The following is a 15380-nucleotide window of genomic DNA, read 5'->3' on the forward strand; positions in this document are numbered from 1 at the left end:
TGCTGTTACTTTTTGATCGCACGGTTGATGGCGTCCATCACCAGGCTGGCGAAATCGCGCAGCGTGAATTCGTCTTCTGGCTTGCTTTTCTTTCTCCTGTCTTGCCGGGACTCGGGCTTGGGCAGCTCCATGCCCGCGTCGCGGACTTGCTGCGGCAGGCCGGGCAGCAGGCTCAGGCCGACCATTTTTTCCAGCTTCGAGACCGTGAGGACCGCATAGTCGCGCGTGTCGTCGTTGGTGACCAGGTAGGCGCCGGCCTTGTGCTGCGCCGGGCTGTAGATCACCTTCCAGATGTGCGTGGGCACCAGCACATTGCCGATTTTCTTGATCTTGCCGCCGATGAAGGCCGGGCCGGAGATGACATAGATATCGCCTTCGGCGGTCGCCAGCTGCCGGGCCGCGCTCTCGATGCCGGCCCAGACGCCGGCATTGTTCTCATGCACCTGGGGCACCATGTTGGCCAGCGAAAACGACTCGGCCTGGGCCTTGCGGGTGGCGAAGTCGGCGTTCGGCGCCATGTGGCCGCGGTCGTAGCCCGAGCGTTCGTAGTCGCTGAGTTCGGCCCGGTCGCTTTCGGGCAGGGCGTCCTCGGCATGAAAGGAATCCTTGCGCGACAGCTTGGCCGCGTTTTTCATGTTCTGGCGCGTCAGGTGCTCGGCCGCGTACAGCGGCGTGCGGCTCAGGCCCGAATGCAGCACCGCGAAGGCATTGAAGCAGAGTTCCTGGGTGCGCGGCTGGAGCTTGGGGTTGGTGACGACAGGCCGCTGGCCGGCGGCAAAGTGCTGGGGACAGGCGGTGTTTGCCAGGACGGAGGTGCCGGCCAGCACGGTCAGGGAGAAAGCCAGGGTACGGAGCATGTGGAAACCGGGGGAATATCTTTGAAGGGGGGCCAGTGTGCCTCAAGCCGGCCCTGCTGCCGAAAGCCGCCGGATTGACCGTGCAGGCAGCGCAACCTATAGTGCTTCTGGTCCGAAGAGACCTTATTCAAACTGGCGCAGGCCCGATTGCGCAACCAGGAGACAAGCCATGCAGGTACATCAGCGCGAGCACATCGACAGGGTTGTGCAGACGGTCGCAAGCGGCATCGTCCAGCCAGGGGCGGCCGGCGACAACCTGATCCACGACTCATGGCGCCGCTGCGCGCGCGACTACCGGCTGGACCCGACGCGCATGCAGGACGCCATCATCTTGCCCAGCCACCGGCTGCGCGAGCACCAGGACCGGATGGACGAGTTTTTGCAGATCGCGCGCAGCGGCATGCAGGCGCTCTACCAGCATGTGGCCGGGCTGGGCTATGTGGTGCTGCTGACCGATGCGCGCGGCGTCACCGTCGATTTTCTGGGCGACCTGAACAGCGACCACTCGCTGCGCCGCGCCGGCCTGTACCTGGGGTCGGACTGGAGCGAGCAGCTGGCCGGCACCTGCGGCGTGGGCACCTGCATCAGCACCGGGCAGGCGCTGACGGTGCACCAGGGCGACCATTTCGACGCCACCCACATCCCGCTGACCTGCACCACCGCGCCGGTGTTCGACGGACGCGGCCAGCTCAACGCGGTGCTCGACATCTCGGCGCTGCGCTCGCCGCAGAGCAAGGAGAGCCAGCACATGGCGCTGCAGATGGTGCAGATTTACGCCCACCACATTGAAAACGCCAGCTTCCTGCGGCAGTTCCGCCATGACTGGGTGCTGCGCCTGTCGCCCTCGCCGCAGTTCCTGGAGGTCAACCCCGACTACCTGCTGGCGCTGGACGCGGCCGGCCGGGTCATCGGCCACAACCGGCGCGCGCAACTGCTGCTGCAGGACTGCGTGGCCGGGCCGCTGATCGGTGCCGCGTTCGAGCGCCTGTTTCACGCCCGGCTCGGCGACCTGGGCCGCTTTTTGCACGGCTGCCCGGCGGACCGCCGCGCCATCACGCTGGCCGGCTCCAGCCAGTTGCTGTTCCTGCTGGCATCGCCTGCGCCCGCCGCCGCGCGCCCTGCGCCATCGGCAGCCGTTGAACCCGTGCCGGCGCCGCTGGCTGCGCTGTGCGGCGGCGACCCAGCGCTGTCGCGGCAGATCGCGCGGGCGGCGCGCTTCGTCAATTCGCCCATCGGGCTGCTGCTGACCGGCGAAACCGGCAGCGGCAAGGAGTTTTTCGCCAAGGCGCTGCACGCCAGCGGCGAGCGGCGCGGCCGGCCTTTCGTGGCGGTAAACTGCGCGGCCATTCCCGAAGCGCTGGCCGAGAGCGAGCTGTTCGGCTACCTGCCGGGCAGCTTCTCGGGCGCGGGCTCGCGCGCCAAGCGCGGGCTGGTGCAGGAGGCCGACGGCGGCACGCTGTTCCTCGACGAGATCGGCGACATGACGCTGGCGCTGCAGGCCCGGCTGCTGCGCGTGCTAGCCGAGCGCGAGGTGCTGCCCGTGGGCGCGACGCGGCCGGTGCCGGTGAACATCCGCGTGATCGCCGCCACGCACTGCGACCTGGAGGCGCTGGTGCGCGAAGGACGCTTTCGCGCCGACCTGTATTACCGCTTGAACGGCGCGCACCTGGTGCTGCCGCCGCTGCGCGAGCGCACCGACCTGGGCTGGCTGATAGCGCGCATGCTGGCGAAGCCGCGCGACGGCGAAGAAGTGGTCGCCCTGGCTCTTTCCCCTGAGGCGCGCGCCCGCCTGCTGGCGCACCGCTGGCCCGGCAACCTGCGCGAGCTGCACAACGTGATCGAGTACGCGCGCAGCCTGTGCAGCCAGGGCGTGGTCGAGCTGGACGACCTGCCCGATCACCTGGCCGCCGCGCCGTGCCTTCCGGCATCGGCAGACCCAGCCGCCCCAGCCCCGGCTCTGGCCAGCGAGGCGGCGCAACTGTTGCAGCATCTGAGCGCCACCCACTGGAACGTGGCCGAGGCGGCGCGCCGCATGGGCCTGTCGCGCATGACGCTGTACCGCCGCATGCAGCGCTGGGGCATTGCCTCGCCGAACCAGCGCGACGGCGGCACGGCCGGCTGAGACATGCGGCCTCCGGGCGTGACACCTGTCACGCCCGGCCCGTGACAGCCGTCACGCTGTGACAGCTTGCCCGGGGTGCTGCACGGCGGTCATTTTTATATGAAAAACGGCTTTTGCGCACGACCAGCAAGCGCACATAGCTATTAATAACATAGCAAAAAAGGCCATCGCCGTTCAGGCACACCCCTTGCAATGACTGTTGCGTCGGCAGCCTGCCGGCGATTTGCAACATAGCAAGGAGACAAGACATGACCGACACCGTGACCGGCGCGCCCCCGGCGGCCCACCACAGCGCCCTGAGCCCCAGCGATGAAATCGCCCGCTGGCTCGAACTGTTCGACGCCGCGCTGACACGCAGCGACGTGCAGGCCGCCACCCAGTTGTTCACCACCGATTGCCACTGGCGCGACCTGATCGGCTTCACCTGGAACCTCAAGACCGTCGAAGGCCGTGACGGCGTGCAGGACTTGCTGGCCGCCACGCTGGCCAGCACGCAGCCGGCCAACTGGCGCACCGAGGGCGAGGCCAGCCGCGCCAACGGCGTGACCGAAGGCTGGTTCACCTTCGAAACCGCCATGGCGCGCGGGCGCAGCTATGCCCGGCTGAAGGACGGGCTGTGCTGGACGCTGCTGACCACGCTCTACGAACTCAAGGGTTTCGAGGAAAAGAAGGGCCGCGACCGCATCAAGGGCGCCGAGCATGGCGTGCAGAAAGGCCGGCAGAACTGGACCGAGCGCCGCCAGCAGGAGGAAGCCGAACTGGGCATCACCGTTCAGCCCTACGTGCTGGTCATCGGCGGCGGCCAGGGCGGCATCGGACTCGGTGCGCGCCTCAAGCGCCTGGGCGTTCCCGCGCTGATCATCGACAAGCACCCGCGCCCCGGCGACCAGTGGCGCAGCCGCTACAAGTCGCTGTGCCTGCACGACCCGGTCTGGTACGACCACATGCCCTACCTGCCGTTTCCCGACGACTGGCCGGTGTTCTGCCCCAAGGACAAGATCGGCGACTGGCTGGAGATGTACACCAAGGTGATGGAGCTGAACTACTGGTCATCGACCGAATGCATCAAGGCGAAGTACGACGAAGCAGCGAAAGAGTGGGAAGTGTCCGTGGTGCGCGACGGCCAGACTGTCGTGCTGCGGCCCAAGCAGGTGGTGTTTGCGCTGGGCATGTCGGGCGTGGCCAACGTGCCGCAAATCGAGGGCGCCGGCACCTTCAAGGGCGCGCAGCACCATTCCAGCAAGCACCCCGGCGGCGATGCCTACAAGGGCAAAAAAGCCATCGTGCTGGGCGCCAACAACTCGGCGCACGACATCTGCGCCGACCTGTGGGAAAACGGCGCCGACGTGACCATGCTGCAGCGCAGCTCGACGCACATCGTGCGCTCGGACTCGCTGATGGACCTGGCGCTGGGCGGGCTGTACTCGGAGCAGGCGCTGGAAAAAGGCATCACCACCGACATGGCCGACCTGATCTTCGCCTCGGTGCCGTTTCGCATCATGCATACCTTCCACATCCCGGTGTACGAGGAAATCCAGAAGCGCGACGCCGATTTGTACGACCGGCTGCGCAAGGCCGGCTTCATGCTCGACTTCGGCGACGACGGCTCGGGCCTGTTCATGAAGTATTTGCGCCGCGGCTCGGGCTACTACATCGACGTGGGCGCCTGCGACCTCGTGGCCAACGGCGACGTCAAGCTCAAGAGCGGCGTGGACATCGCGCGCATCACCGAAAACGCGGTGATCCTGAGCGATGGCACCGAGCTGCCCGCCGACCTGATCGTCTATGCCACGGGCTACGGCTCAATGAACGGCTGGGTCGAGCGGCTGGTCTCGCCCGAGATGGCCGCCAAGGTCGGCAAGTGCTGGGGGCTGGGTTCGGACACGACCAAAGACCCCGGCCCGTGGGAAGGCGAACTGCGCAACATGTGGAAGCCGACGCAGCAGGAAGCGCTGTGGTTCCACGGCGGCAACCTGCACCAGTCGCGCCACTATTCACGCTACCTGGCGCTGCAGCTCAAGGCGCGCATGGAAGGGCTGGACACGCCGGTCTATGGCCTGCAGGAAGTGCACCACACGCAGTGAACGCGGCGCGCCAGGCATCTGGCAGCCAGCAGACCCGCTTGGGTCTTGGCCAGTGGCTGCCATGGTGTCCGTCATCGCGCCGGGTCGTTGGCAATGGAGTTGACGAGAATGCCAACCTTGCCGACTTCAACTTCCACCCGGTCGCCGGGCTTCATCCACACAGGTGGCGTGCGCTTGGCGCCGACGCCGCCCGGCGTTCCGGTCACGATGACGTCGCCGGGCTGAAGTGTGGTGAACGTCGAGATGTATTCGATCAGCACCGGAATGCTGAAGATCATCGACGCCGTCGTGGTGCGCTGCATGACTTCACCGTTGAGCCGGGTTTCCAAGGTCAGTTCTTCGCCATCCTCAATTTCGCCGCGCGTGACCATCCAGGGACCGAACGCGCCGGTCCCGGTGAAGTTCTTGCCCGCCGTGAACTGGATGGTGTGCTTCTGCCAGTCGCGAATGGAGCCGTCGTTGTAGGCGCTGTAGCCGGCGACATGCGACCAGGCATCGGCCTCGCGGATGCGCCGCCCTGGCTTGCCGATGATGATGGCGATTTCGCCTTCATAGTCGAGGTGCGTGGACTCGGCGGGCAGCAAAATAGGCTGCTCATGCGCCGTCTGCGACTCGGCCACGCGGATGAAGAGCAGCGGATGCTGGGTCTTGTCGCGCTGGGTCTCCAGCCGGTGTTCTTCGTAGTTGTGGCCCACGCAGAAGATTTTTCCGGGCTCAGGGATGACGGGCAGGAACTCGATGTCGGCCAGCTGCGCCGAAGGCTGCCGGCTGGCCGCGCCCGCAGTCAGTTCATCGAGCTTGCCGGCCTGCAGCGCGCTGAGCAGCGTGGGACAAGCCGCATTGGCAAGGGAAACGATGCCGGCGCCGGTGACCATGCCCCAGCCGGGCTGGCCTTGATGAAGATAGCTGATGAGTTTCATGGGATGCTTTCTGTTCCAGTATGAATGAATAAGGGGGTATCTATCGACAAGCGGATCAAGCGTGATTAGCGCGTCAGTCGGTTTTCTGGGCAAGCCGTTCAGTCCAGCGAGATATTCAGCCGCTTGATGGTGTCGCCGTAGCGCTTCGAGTCAGTGCGCAGTTGCTGCAAAAAGCCTTCGGTGTTCAGGGCATAGGGCTCGTAATACATGGCCGCGTATTTGTCCTTGAAATCCTGATCGGACATCACCGAGGCCACGTCTTTCTGAATCTTTTCCACCGTCGCCCTGGGCGTTCCCTTGGGCGCCAGCAAGGCCGTCCAGGCGCTCAGTTCAAACCCGGCAGGTCCGCCCGATTCGGCAATCGTCGGCACCTCCGGAAAACCGGCGACGCGCTTGGGCGCGGCGACGGCCAGGTAGCGGTTTTTGCCGGCGCGCTGCATGGCGCCCGCGCTGGCCGCGCTGCCAAAGGCCCAGTCCACTTCCTGGCTGGCCACCCCTACGTACAGCTGCGACATTTCCTTGTACGGCACGTGCGTCATCTTGGTTCCGGTGGCCGTCTCCAGCATGGCCGCGCCGATGTGGCCGGGGCTGCCCACAAACCAGGAGCCGTAGTTCACATGGTCGGGTTTTGCCTTGGCAGCGGCAATCAGGTCGGCCATGTTCTTGTAGGGACTGCCAGCCGGCACGTTGACGAAGAAGTAGTTGCGAAAGATGGGCGTCAGCGGCTCGAAGTCGCGCAGCAGGTCATACGATAGCCTCTTGAACAGGAAAGGCTGGGCCGCCATTTGCGCGTTGTCCATCTGCAGCAGTTCATGGCCATCCGGCGCGGCGCGCCTGATCGCCTGAATCGCGATGAAACCGCTGGCACCCGGCCGGTTGTCCACGATGACCGGCTGGCCCCAAAGCTTTGACAACCTGTCGGCGACCAGCCGCAGCGCGACTTCCGGCCCGCTGCCAGCTGGAAACGGCGTGACGATGCGCACCGCCTTGGTCGGAAAGTCCTGCGCAAGGGCCGTCGATGCAGTGAAGGCGGAACCCACTGCAAGCACTGCGGCCAGTGCAAGTGATCCGGCGTCACGCCTCGAAAAGCATGCGTATTGAGTCAGCGCGAAACGTCGTGTCATGGTTTGTCTCCTGAAATATTTATGAAAAAATCGCGGTCTGCGCCGCGTGGGAACCCTGGGCTGAAAATGTCGAGAGCAGCTTTTGCACGTCTGCACTGCCGGCCTTGCCGGGCTGTCCGAGGTAGGCCAGCACATAGCGATCCGGCCGCAGCAGCAAAGCGCTCGCGCCGGCGTTTCTAAAAATGTTTTCAAGCACGCCGTCGCAGTCGCGCAGCACTGCGTCGGGCGCCCGGTCTGTTGCTGACGCCGCACGCTTGAGGAAGTCATCGCGCTGGAGCACGACGCTGATGAAGCTGCAGGGCAGGCCGCAGGCTGCAAAGCTCTTCAGCGCGGCGGCTGAAATTTCTGCCTGGTCGGCGCTGCCGGCGAGAACCAGCAGGGCAAAGCCGCTGCCGGCTGCATCGTCAAGCAGCACCCGCTGGCCACCGGGCAATTGCACGAACGGCTGCGGCAACAGCTGGCCCGGCGCAACAAAGGCAGGGTTGCGCCGGGCGACTTCCTGGTCCGCCACAAAAAACCCTTCGGCAAAACGCGGCTTGGGTTTGAACCTGAGTTGCAGCACATAGTCCCGCACCGGCGGAAACAGGCTGCACAGCCGCAGCGCACCTTGCGTCAGGATAGCGGCCGGCACCGACTTGGGCTGCATGAACATGCCGATACGCACCGCCATGCGGATGAGCGACCAGGCATGGGGTTTGCGCTCGGCTTCATAGGTCTCAAGCAAGGCGGGCGAGAGCCGCCCCTGCACCACCGCAGCCAGTTTCCAGGCCAGGTTGACCGCATCGCGCACGCCGCTGTTCATGCCCTGCCCTGCAAAAGGCGGCGTCAGGTGGGCCGCGTCGCCCGCCAGAAAGACACGGCCTGACTTCCAGCGCTCGGCCACGCGCGCATGAAAGGCATACACCACCTTGCGGGTGATGTCGAGTTGGGCATCGTCCGGCTCGCGCGCATGGATCCAGCTGCGCACGCGCGCTTCCTCCAGCATCTGTTCGGGGTCTTCGCCTTCGTGCAGCATGAACTCATAGCGCAGCGTGCCATCAGGGCCGGGCAGGCGAATGGCGGGACGCACTGGGTCGCAGTAAGTGCGGGTGTGGCGAAACGCAGACTTGCGGTCCAGCAGATCGACGATGAGCCATTTCTCGTCATAGGTGCTGCCGGTGAGCTTGATGCCAAGCTGCTCGCGCACCGGGCTGCGGCCGCCGTCGCAGGCGACCAGCCAGTCGCAGGTGATGTGTTTTGTCTCGTCCCGCCCTTCGTGGCAATGGCGCAACTCAAGCCGGACCTTGGCTGCGCCTTCGTCTTCAAAGCGCAGCAGTTCATGGCCGAACCAGATGGCCGAGTCCGCAAAGCGCTTCATGCCGTCGCGCAGCTGGCCCACCAGCACCTGCTGGCGAAAGGCATTGCGCTTGGGGAAACCGTTGTCCATCACGCTGGGTTCGATGCGCGCGAACTCCTTGTTGCGCCAGGAGTAGTAATGCACGCCATAGCCCTGCACCACATGCGGCAGCACTTCGCCGATCAGGCCTGCCGTCTGCAGGGTGCGCAGGCTTTCGTCATCAATGGACACCGCACGCGGCTCGCCCACCGTGTCGTGGCTGCGCTCGATCACCAGCACCGGTATGCCTTGCGTTCCGAGCAGGTTGGCCAGGGTCAGCCCGGTCGGCCCGGCGCCGATGATGACGACCGGAAAGTGACCGCCGGAGGAAGCGCCGGACGGCCGTGTTGCAAGCGGCAAGGAAGAAAGGGGCAAAGGTGCGTTCACTGTGTTGTCTCCGATTTTTTGGTGGCTCGTGCCTTCATGCGCTGGTCCAGCAGTCGGCCCTCGATGCGGCCGGCGGCGCTTTGCAGCCGGTTGAGTGTGGTTTTTCGCAGCGCGGCCGTGAGCATCGCGGCGGGCATCACGACGCTCAGGCTCCCCAGCAGATGCTCGCCATCCTTGAGCACCACCGCAAACCCCGCGGCGTCCGGGTCTATCTCGCCCTGAGCGAAGCAGTAGCCGGCGCTGCGCATGTCTGCCAGCAGTTTGCTCAGCTGGGCATAGTCATCGGGCAGCCCGGCGGCGACCAGCGCCGGGCGCTCGGCCGCCCACAGCTGCTTGAGTTGCGGTGGCGGCAGGCTCGCCAGGATGATCTTGGAGGTGGCGCCACGGTACAGCGGCATGGCGCGGCCCCGCTCGTAGCTCACCGACAGCGCCGGGTTTCGGCCGTTGACCTGCTGGATGCACATGACCTTGCTGCCATGAAGGCGGCAAAGCAGCACGGCGCCTCCGGTTTCGCTCGCCAGCTGGCCCAGCAGATCATCGGCAGCCTCGAGCAGCGGGTCGGCCAGGCGAATCTGACGGTCCAGCTCGATCACCATCGGACCGAGCACATAACCACGGTCGGCGACCCGCTCAAGCATGCCGGCCTTGACCAGCTGGCCCAGGTCGCGGTAGATGCTGGCGCGTGAAACGCCAAGCGCGTCCATCAGCCACTCGGGCGTGATGACAGGCCGGCTCAGCTCAAACAGGCCCAGAATCCGGAGCATGCGGTTGGTCGATGGCATGGTGTGCTTTGCTTGGCCCTGAGCCGCTCAGCTGCGCAAGATCGCCCTGCCCCAAAGGTTCAGCGTGCGCTCTTCGTGCGGCCAGAGGCCGGCGGGGCGGCCTGGCTCGCAATGCTCGATCTCGGAAGAAATTTCGGCCAGGTTGCCGTCAGGGTCGCGCACCATGAAAAACACATCGTTGCCCGGTCCGTGCCGGCCGATGCCCCAGACAATCGGCACCTGTTGGCCGGCCATATGGTCGCCCCAGGTTCTCATGCTGCTCCAGTCAGGCGCTTCAAACGACTGGTGGTCAAAGCACGGTGCAGGCGCAAAAAACAGGGCCAGCGCGTGGTGCAGGCTGTCGCTGCGCAGGAAGCAGGCGCGCAGCCTGCCCTCGGCATCTGTCACGGCATCGGACAGCACAAAGCCGAGTTGTCCGGTATAAAAATCCAGCATGGCCTCTATGTGGGAGGTGCGCAATGCAAAGTGCTGCAAGATCGCTGGCGGCACGCGCCTTGAGGCAGGCAACTCGCTGTCGGCAGTCGCTGTAAAAACCATCTGGTTTCCGTCCGGATCACGAAAGCTGATGGCCGAGCCTGCCTCGAAGCCGGGCGGCAGCGGCGACTGCGCCAGACCCTGGGCACGGACTGCAAACGCATCCCATGCCGCGCTGGTGTGGAAGGCAAAGTGTGCGTACTTCAACTGATTGATCGGGCCTTCAGAAAACGCGACCTGCCGGCCCGGCGAGCGGCACAGGTAGCTGTCCCCCACCGGCTCAAGCGTCATGTCGTAGGTAGTGCTGTAAAAACGGGCAAGCTGCAGCGGCTCGGGCGAGAACAGATGAACACTTTGCAATTCGGCGTCAAGTTCCATGGTGGCGTCTCTTGGGTTATGGGGTGAAACAGTGATCCAACTATCGTTCGCACGCCAAGACCAGTCAATTGCCGGTCTCAATAAGTGAGACTGCGGCGAGATTTACTCATAACAGTAATTTGGCCGACAAGTGCCGGACTCTGGTTTGCCATTGACCAGGGCGCCCTGACGGGCGAAATGTTTGCCCAGTTGCTGGAAAAAAATGATGCACCGGCGATGGCGAGCGCTGCACATCCGTCCGGCATGGGGTTTATATCCAGAAAAAGACGGCACGCACGGGACAGTCTGTCGCGGCTGTGCAAGTTGTTTCAAGGCCGCAATCCTACGCTTGGGTTGTCTGCCGTGATGTGGCGGCAGCACAGGCCTTGGCCGCATCAAGGCTGGCACGAACAGGTCCGTGAAGTTATTTAAAAACACCAGGAGACAGGCATGAGCATTCGAAAAATTTCGCACGGCCTGGTGGCGACCGGGCTGGCCGCTTCTGCATGGGCACAGGCTGGCAGCGCGGCCGTAGCGCTGGAGCCGGCGCCGATCAACATCGGTGCGATCAGCACGCTGACGGCCGGGCCGGCCGACTTTTCGTCGTCCGGGCTGGCCGCCAAGGCGGTATTTGACAGCGTCAACGCAACAGGCGGCATCCAGAGGCGAAAACTGGTGTTTATCCAGGAGGACGACCACGGCAATCCCGCCGTTGCGGCAGAGGCGGCGGCACGGCTGATCAACGGCGCAAAGGTTGTGGCGCTGGCTGGCGGGGCCAGTTTTCTGGAGTGTTCAGTCAATGCCCGCACCTACCAGCAGGCCGGCCTTGCCTCTGTTCCGGGGCTCGGACTGGACAACAATTGTTTCAACACGCCGATGATTGCACCCGTCAATACCGGGCCTTACATGCAACTCACCCTGGCGATGCACTATGTCGCCGACAAGCTCAAGAAAAAGCGTCTGTGCGTGTTGCGCCTTGGCACACCTGCCAATGTGCAGAAGACCCTGGACGGTGTCTTGCAGGAATGGACGGAAAAGACGGGCAACAAACCGGTGCTTGACGAGCGCGACATTCAGCCCGGGGACAGCCCCGAGCCTTATTTTAAAAAGGCAAGCCAGGCGGGCTGCGAGGCGGTTGTCTTTGCCGGACCAGAGAATTTTTCAATTCGTTTTGCGCGTGTGGGAAAAAAAATGATGCCGGGCAACATTCCCCTGGTGTTTCAGGGCGCGGTCTACACAAGCCAGGCCGCCGAGACATTGGGCCGCGATGGCAATGGCATCTATGCCATGTCAGAGTTCGAGCCCTGGTCCAGTCGTTCCGGCCAGTTGAGTCACTGGCGCAACCTGATGATTGCCAACCATGTCTCCCTGACTTCTTCTTCGCAGGGCGGTTATCTGGCGGCGCAGATTCTGGTGAAAGCGATGCGCAGTATCAAGGGCGAGATTACCCGCGAATCGGTAACCCGGGCCTTGCAGCAAATGCCACCCTACGAACTCCCCATGCTTGGCATGCCTTTTTCCTTTGGCGAGGGCCGGGCGCATCATCCCAACCGGGCGGCCATTCCGGTGCAGTTGCTCGACGGTCGCTGGCGCATCGCTCACCATGAATGGCTCAAGCCTTTTTATCCCGGCGTGCTTGTGTCTGCTCCGTGAGACTGGCCCGAATGCCTTCAAATTCGAGGAATTTATAAGAAACAGGCCTGTTGCGCAATGTTTACGGGCATAGAGTGCTATTGAATCAGGAGTATTTGATTCGCCGCCCGGTTTCAGGGCGACGCTGCCATCCCGGCTCTGGCAATAGGCGCCGGGCGGCCAGATTGACGCCCGGCCGCCCTCAAACTCAGACGTCTGCAATCCAGTTGCCGTGAAAGCCCAGCGGTACATGGTGGTCGAGCTTGATGCGTGCCACCGGCTCGCCGTCCAGGTCACGGGCTTCATGGATCACCATCTCGCTGGCGTTGCGCACCGGATCCCACCACACGGCCATGATCCAGCCGTCGTCTTCAGCGATGGCGCCGGGTTTGGGCACAAAGATCGGTTCGCCCGGAATCATGTCGTAGCCTGACGAGAGATGCTGGAAGCTGCTGTTGCCAGTCAGGTAATCGTGTTTGATGAGGCAGTTGAAACCGCGCGTCTGCGGGCCGGGCGCATGGATGCCCGCCATGTAGCCATAACGCTGGGGCGTGCCCATGATGGTTTCGTTGGGCCGCACAAACTCCGCATTGAAATCACCGATGCGGCTGTCGGTAACCTGGCCAGTGGATAAATCGATGGTGATGCGGTGCAGCTCGGGGTTGGAGAACGGCGAGGGTTCGTTGATCAGCGGAAATGGATAAAAGTCCTCGACATGCCCTGTAAAGCCGGGCCTGAGGGTACGTGTCACCGACGCATCAATGATGATCTTGTCTGCTGCTTCGTGGGCATTGAGGTAGTGACCCAGGGTGAAGGACGCATCAGTCCCAAACCAGCGACCCTGGCCGGTCTGGCGGTTGACCAGCAGCACCCGCGTGGTGGCTTCGTGATCAAAACTCAGTGCGCTGCGCCCCATCGGAATCAGGTCTGGCGCAAAAGGGCGGGTACGTATCGGTCCGAAGATGAAGACGTAAAAATTCTCCGTGAAGATGAAGTCATGGATCCAGGGCTTGAATGGCAGCGCAATGCGTTGGCGCGACAGCACCTGTCCCTGCATGTCGGTGGCGAAACATTCCAGTGTCTGGGCTTCGTTGTCGTGCGTATAGAACAGCATTTCGCCAGCACGGTAGTCGGTATGGGGATGCGCCGTCAGCATGGCGCCGGGCTGGTCGCCGAAGTCGAACTTGCCCAGCGTCCTGAGGTTGTGGGCGTCAAGCTCCCAATAAAAATTATCAACCTCGTGCATGGTCATCACACGGCCGCCAACGGAAATGACATTGATGCCGGCAACCGACTTGATGGGGGGCGCGCCTTCGGGCAAGGCTTGCTGCGGCACGGACGAGTGGCCGCTGATGCCGTTGTAGAGTGCGCGCCCCGCTGCGCGCTCGACCTTCAGGCCATCGGTTTCCACCAGGCGGTTGCAGTAACTGGCCCGGCCATCCTTGAGCCGGAACGCATGCACCATGCCGTCGCCGTCAAACCAGTGAAAGTGGTCCACATCCAGCGGACGGAAATGCTGGTTGGAGCCGGTGCGGTACAGCGCGCCGTTCAGCTCGCGCGGGATTTCGCCTTCGACATGCAGGTCGGCAATCACATATTCATTGAGCAAGGGCTCGTATGGCCCCTGGAGGAAAGGGTTCTGGGTGGTCCACATGATGGGGTTTTCTCCTGTTTGAAAAATGGGCGCCGCCCGGCGTGGGCGGGATGCGTGAATAAGGGGAATGAATGAGGGTTCAGAACGGATAGTGGCGCGGCGAGGTCTGCAGCGTGACCCAGCGCAGGTCGGTGAAGGCGGCTATGCCTGACTGGCCGCCGAAGTGGCCGATGCCGCTGTTTTTGACGCCGCCAAAGTGCATCTGCGGCTCGTCATGCACCGTCGGCCCGTTGATGTGGCAAATGCCCGATTCGATGCGCTGGGCAATGCCCAGGGCGCGGGCCGTGTCGCGGCTGAAGACGGCGGACGACAGGCCGTAGTCGTTGTCATTGGCGCAGCGAACAGCCTCATCTGCGCCGCTGACCCGCACGATGCCCTTGACCGGGCCGAAGGATTCTTCGCGGTAGATTTTCATGGCCGGTGTCACATGGTCCAGCAGGGTCGGGGCCATCAGGGTATTGGAGGCCTTGCCGCCGCACAGCAGCGTGGCGCCTTTGGCCAGCGCATCGTCAATCAGTGCGTTGCAGCGGTGTACGGTTGCCATGTCTATGACCGAGGCAATCGGTGAATCACCGGTGCCGGGCTGCAGCTTGCTCGCCCTTGCCGCCAGCCGTTTGACAAATTCATCGGCCACGGCCTCGTCCACGATGAGGCGTTCGGTGGACATGCAGATCTGGCCTGAATGCAAAAAGGCGCCAAACGCCGCAGCATCGGCGGCCTGGTCGAGGTCGGCATCGTCCAGCACCACAAACGGCGCCTTTCCGCCGAGTTCCAGCAGGGCCGGTTTGAGGTGCTGGGCGCACAGCAGCGCGATGATCTTGCCGACTTTGGTCGAGCCGGTGAAGTTGACGCGCCGCACCGCCTTGTGCGCAACCATGGCCTCGACCACGGCGCCAGCGTCTTCGGGTGCATGGGTGATGAAATTCACCACGCCAGCCGGAAAACCGGCCCGCTCGAACGCATCAACGATCATCCGGTGCGTGGCCGGACAGAGTTCGGAACCCTTCAGGATGACCGTGTTGCCACAGGCCAGCGGAACGGCGATGGCGCGCACGCCCAGGATGACGGGTGCGTTCCAGGGGGCGATGCCCAGCACCACGCCGGCTGCCTGGCGCAGGGCCATGGAGACATTGCCGGGGACATCGGACGGAATCACTTCACCGGCGATTTGCGTGGTGATGGCCGCAGCCTCCCGCAAAGTGCCGACGGCAGCCATGACGTTGAAGCCGGACCACAAGGCGCTGGCACCGGTTTCTTCCATCATGGCTTTGATGAACGCGGGCGCTGCGGCCTGCAGCTCGTCGGCTGCCTTGTTCAGCAGTGCCCGGCGTTCGCTGGGGCCGGTGGCCGACCAGGCGGCAAAGGCGCGGCTGGCCGCCTCGACGGCTTGCAGGGCATCCTGCGGCGAAGCGGCGGCGGCCGTGGACACAAGCTGGCCGGTGACCGGGTTGCGGCGCTCGAAAGTGCGGCCGTCCTGGGCTGCGATGTTTTCGCTGTTGATATGCAAATGAATGGTAGTCATGACAAAGGTTCTGGGGGTCAATGCGCTGTAGGCGCGGAATAGGATGGGCAGGACAAGACGATTTATCTTTTTTGAGGCAGCAACGCGGGT

Annotated in this window: 11 protein-coding genes; 3 read left to right on the plus strand and 8 right to left on the minus strand. The window is 63.9% G+C overall.

Annotated elements, in window-relative coordinates:
* Positions 1-5: 5 nt before the first annotated feature.
* Positions 6-857 carry a DNA/RNA non-specific endonuclease gene (locus ABLV49_RS17910; RefSeq protein WP_349278564.1) on the minus strand — a complete coding sequence of 284 codons (852 nt, stop codon included), beginning with the start codon at positions 855-857 and terminating at the stop codon, positions 6-8.
* A gap of 169 nt (positions 858-1026) precedes the next feature.
* On the opposite strand from ABLV49_RS17910, the gene ABLV49_RS17915 reads away from it, so the two are divergent.
* Both ABLV49_RS17915 and ABLV49_RS17920 read left to right on the plus strand, forming a co-directional pair.
* Positions 1027-2979: a sigma-54-dependent Fis family transcriptional regulator gene (locus tag ABLV49_RS17915; RefSeq protein WP_349278566.1), complete on the plus strand. Its 1953-nt coding sequence runs from the start codon at positions 1027-1029 to the stop codon at positions 2977-2979.
* 248 nt (positions 2980-3227) lie between these two features.
* Positions 3228-5063 (plus strand): NAD(P)/FAD-dependent oxidoreductase, encoded by a 1836-nt coding sequence (locus ABLV49_RS17920; protein WP_349278568.1) that lies wholly within the window; start codon positions 3228-3230, stop codon positions 5061-5063.
* A gap of 71 nt (positions 5064-5134) precedes the next feature.
* Here ABLV49_RS17920 and ABLV49_RS17925 read toward each other — a convergent pair whose 3' ends face one another.
* The 5 genes from ABLV49_RS17925 to ABLV49_RS17945 all read right to left on the minus strand — a co-directional run bounded on the left by ABLV49_RS17925 (position 5135) and on the right by ABLV49_RS17945 (position 10503).
* Positions 5135-5983, minus strand: a complete 849-nt coding sequence (locus ABLV49_RS17925) for a fumarylacetoacetate hydrolase family protein (protein WP_349278570.1) — start codon at positions 5981-5983, stop codon at positions 5135-5137.
* A gap of 98 nt (positions 5984-6081) precedes the next feature.
* Entirely contained in the window at positions 6082-7107 is a 1026-nt protein-coding gene (locus tag ABLV49_RS17930) for a Bug family tripartite tricarboxylate transporter substrate binding protein (RefSeq protein WP_349278572.1), read from the minus strand.
* Positions 7108-7126: 19 nt separating this feature from the next.
* A complete protein-coding gene (locus ABLV49_RS17935) occupies positions 7127-8869 on the minus strand; it encodes a bifunctional 3-(3-hydroxy-phenyl)propionate/3-hydroxycinnamic acid hydroxylase (RefSeq protein ID WP_349278574.1) in 1743 nt (580 codons plus the stop codon).
* Positions 8866-9651 (minus strand): IclR family transcriptional regulator, encoded by a 786-nt coding sequence (locus tag ABLV49_RS17940; protein WP_349278575.1) that lies wholly within the window; start codon positions 9649-9651, stop codon positions 8866-8868. The genes ABLV49_RS17935 and ABLV49_RS17940 overlap by 4 nt, the downstream gene beginning before the upstream one ends.
* A 27-nt stretch (positions 9652-9678) precedes the next feature.
* Entirely contained in the window at positions 9679-10503 is an 825-nt protein-coding gene (locus tag ABLV49_RS17945) for a VOC family protein (RefSeq protein WP_349278577.1), read from the minus strand.
* 429 nt (positions 10504-10932) lie between these two features.
* On the opposite strand from ABLV49_RS17945, the gene ABLV49_RS17950 reads away from it, so the two are divergent.
* The gene (locus tag ABLV49_RS17950; RefSeq protein WP_349278579.1) at positions 10933-12135 is read left to right on the plus strand and encodes an ABC transporter substrate-binding protein; all 1203 of its coding nucleotides are present in this window, start codon (positions 10933-10935) and stop codon (positions 12133-12135) included.
* Between the two features lie 187 nt (positions 12136-12322).
* On the opposite strand, the gene ABLV49_RS17955 is transcribed toward ABLV49_RS17950, so the two are convergent.
* Positions 12323-13768 carry a carotenoid oxygenase family protein gene (locus tag ABLV49_RS17955; protein ID WP_349278581.1) on the minus strand — a complete coding sequence of 482 codons (1446 nt, stop codon included), beginning with the start codon at positions 13766-13768 and terminating at the stop codon, positions 12323-12325.
* Positions 13769-13847: 79 nt separating this feature from the next.
* Positions 13848-15290, minus strand: coding sequence for an aldehyde dehydrogenase (locus tag ABLV49_RS17960; protein ID WP_349278583.1), 1443 nt, complete (start codon positions 15288-15290; stop codon positions 13848-13850).
* Positions 15291-15380: the final 90 nt, after the last annotated feature.

Origin of the sequence: Polaromonas hydrogenivorans, assembly GCF_040105105.1 — a bacterium.
In the GTDB taxonomy this organism is placed as follows: domain Bacteria; phylum Pseudomonadota; class Gammaproteobacteria; order Burkholderiales; family Burkholderiaceae_C; genus Polaromonas; species Polaromonas hydrogenivorans.

Bases quoted from the DNA above. Each gene is read 5' to 3' on its own strand.
- ABLV49_RS17915 (WP_349278566.1), top strand. From the start codon at position 1,027: ATGCAGGTACATCAGCGCGAGCACATCGACAGGGTTGTGCAGACGGTC.
- ABLV49_RS17945 (WP_349278577.1), bottom strand. From the start codon at position 10,503: ATGGAACTTGACGCCGAATTGCAAAGTGTTCATCTGTTCTCGCCCGAG.
- ABLV49_RS17950 (WP_349278579.1), top strand. From the start codon at position 10,933: ATGAGCATTCGAAAAATTTCGCACGGCCTGGTGGCGACCGGGCTGGCC.
- ABLV49_RS17955 (WP_349278581.1), bottom strand. From the start codon at position 13,768: ATGTGGACCACCCAGAACCCTTTCCTCCAGGGGCCATACGAGCCCTTG.
- ABLV49_RS17920 (WP_349278568.1), top strand. From the start codon at position 3,228: ATGACCGACACCGTGACCGGCGCGCCCCCGGCGGCCCACCACAGCGCC.
- ABLV49_RS17960 (WP_349278583.1), bottom strand. From the start codon at position 15,290: ATGACTACCATTCATTTGCATATCAACAGCGAAAACATCGCAGCCCAG.
- ABLV49_RS17940 (WP_349278575.1), bottom strand. From the start codon at position 9,651: ATGCCATCGACCAACCGCATGCTCCGGATTCTGGGCCTGTTTGAGCTG.
- ABLV49_RS17910 (WP_349278564.1), bottom strand. From the start codon at position 857: ATGCTCCGTACCCTGGCTTTCTCCCTGACCGTGCTGGCCGGCACCTCC.
- ABLV49_RS17930 (WP_349278572.1), bottom strand. From the start codon at position 7,107: ATGACACGACGTTTCGCGCTGACTCAATACGCATGCTTTTCGAGGCGT.
- ABLV49_RS17925 (WP_349278570.1), bottom strand. From the start codon at position 5,983: ATGAAACTCATCAGCTATCTTCATCAAGGCCAGCCCGGCTGGGGCATG.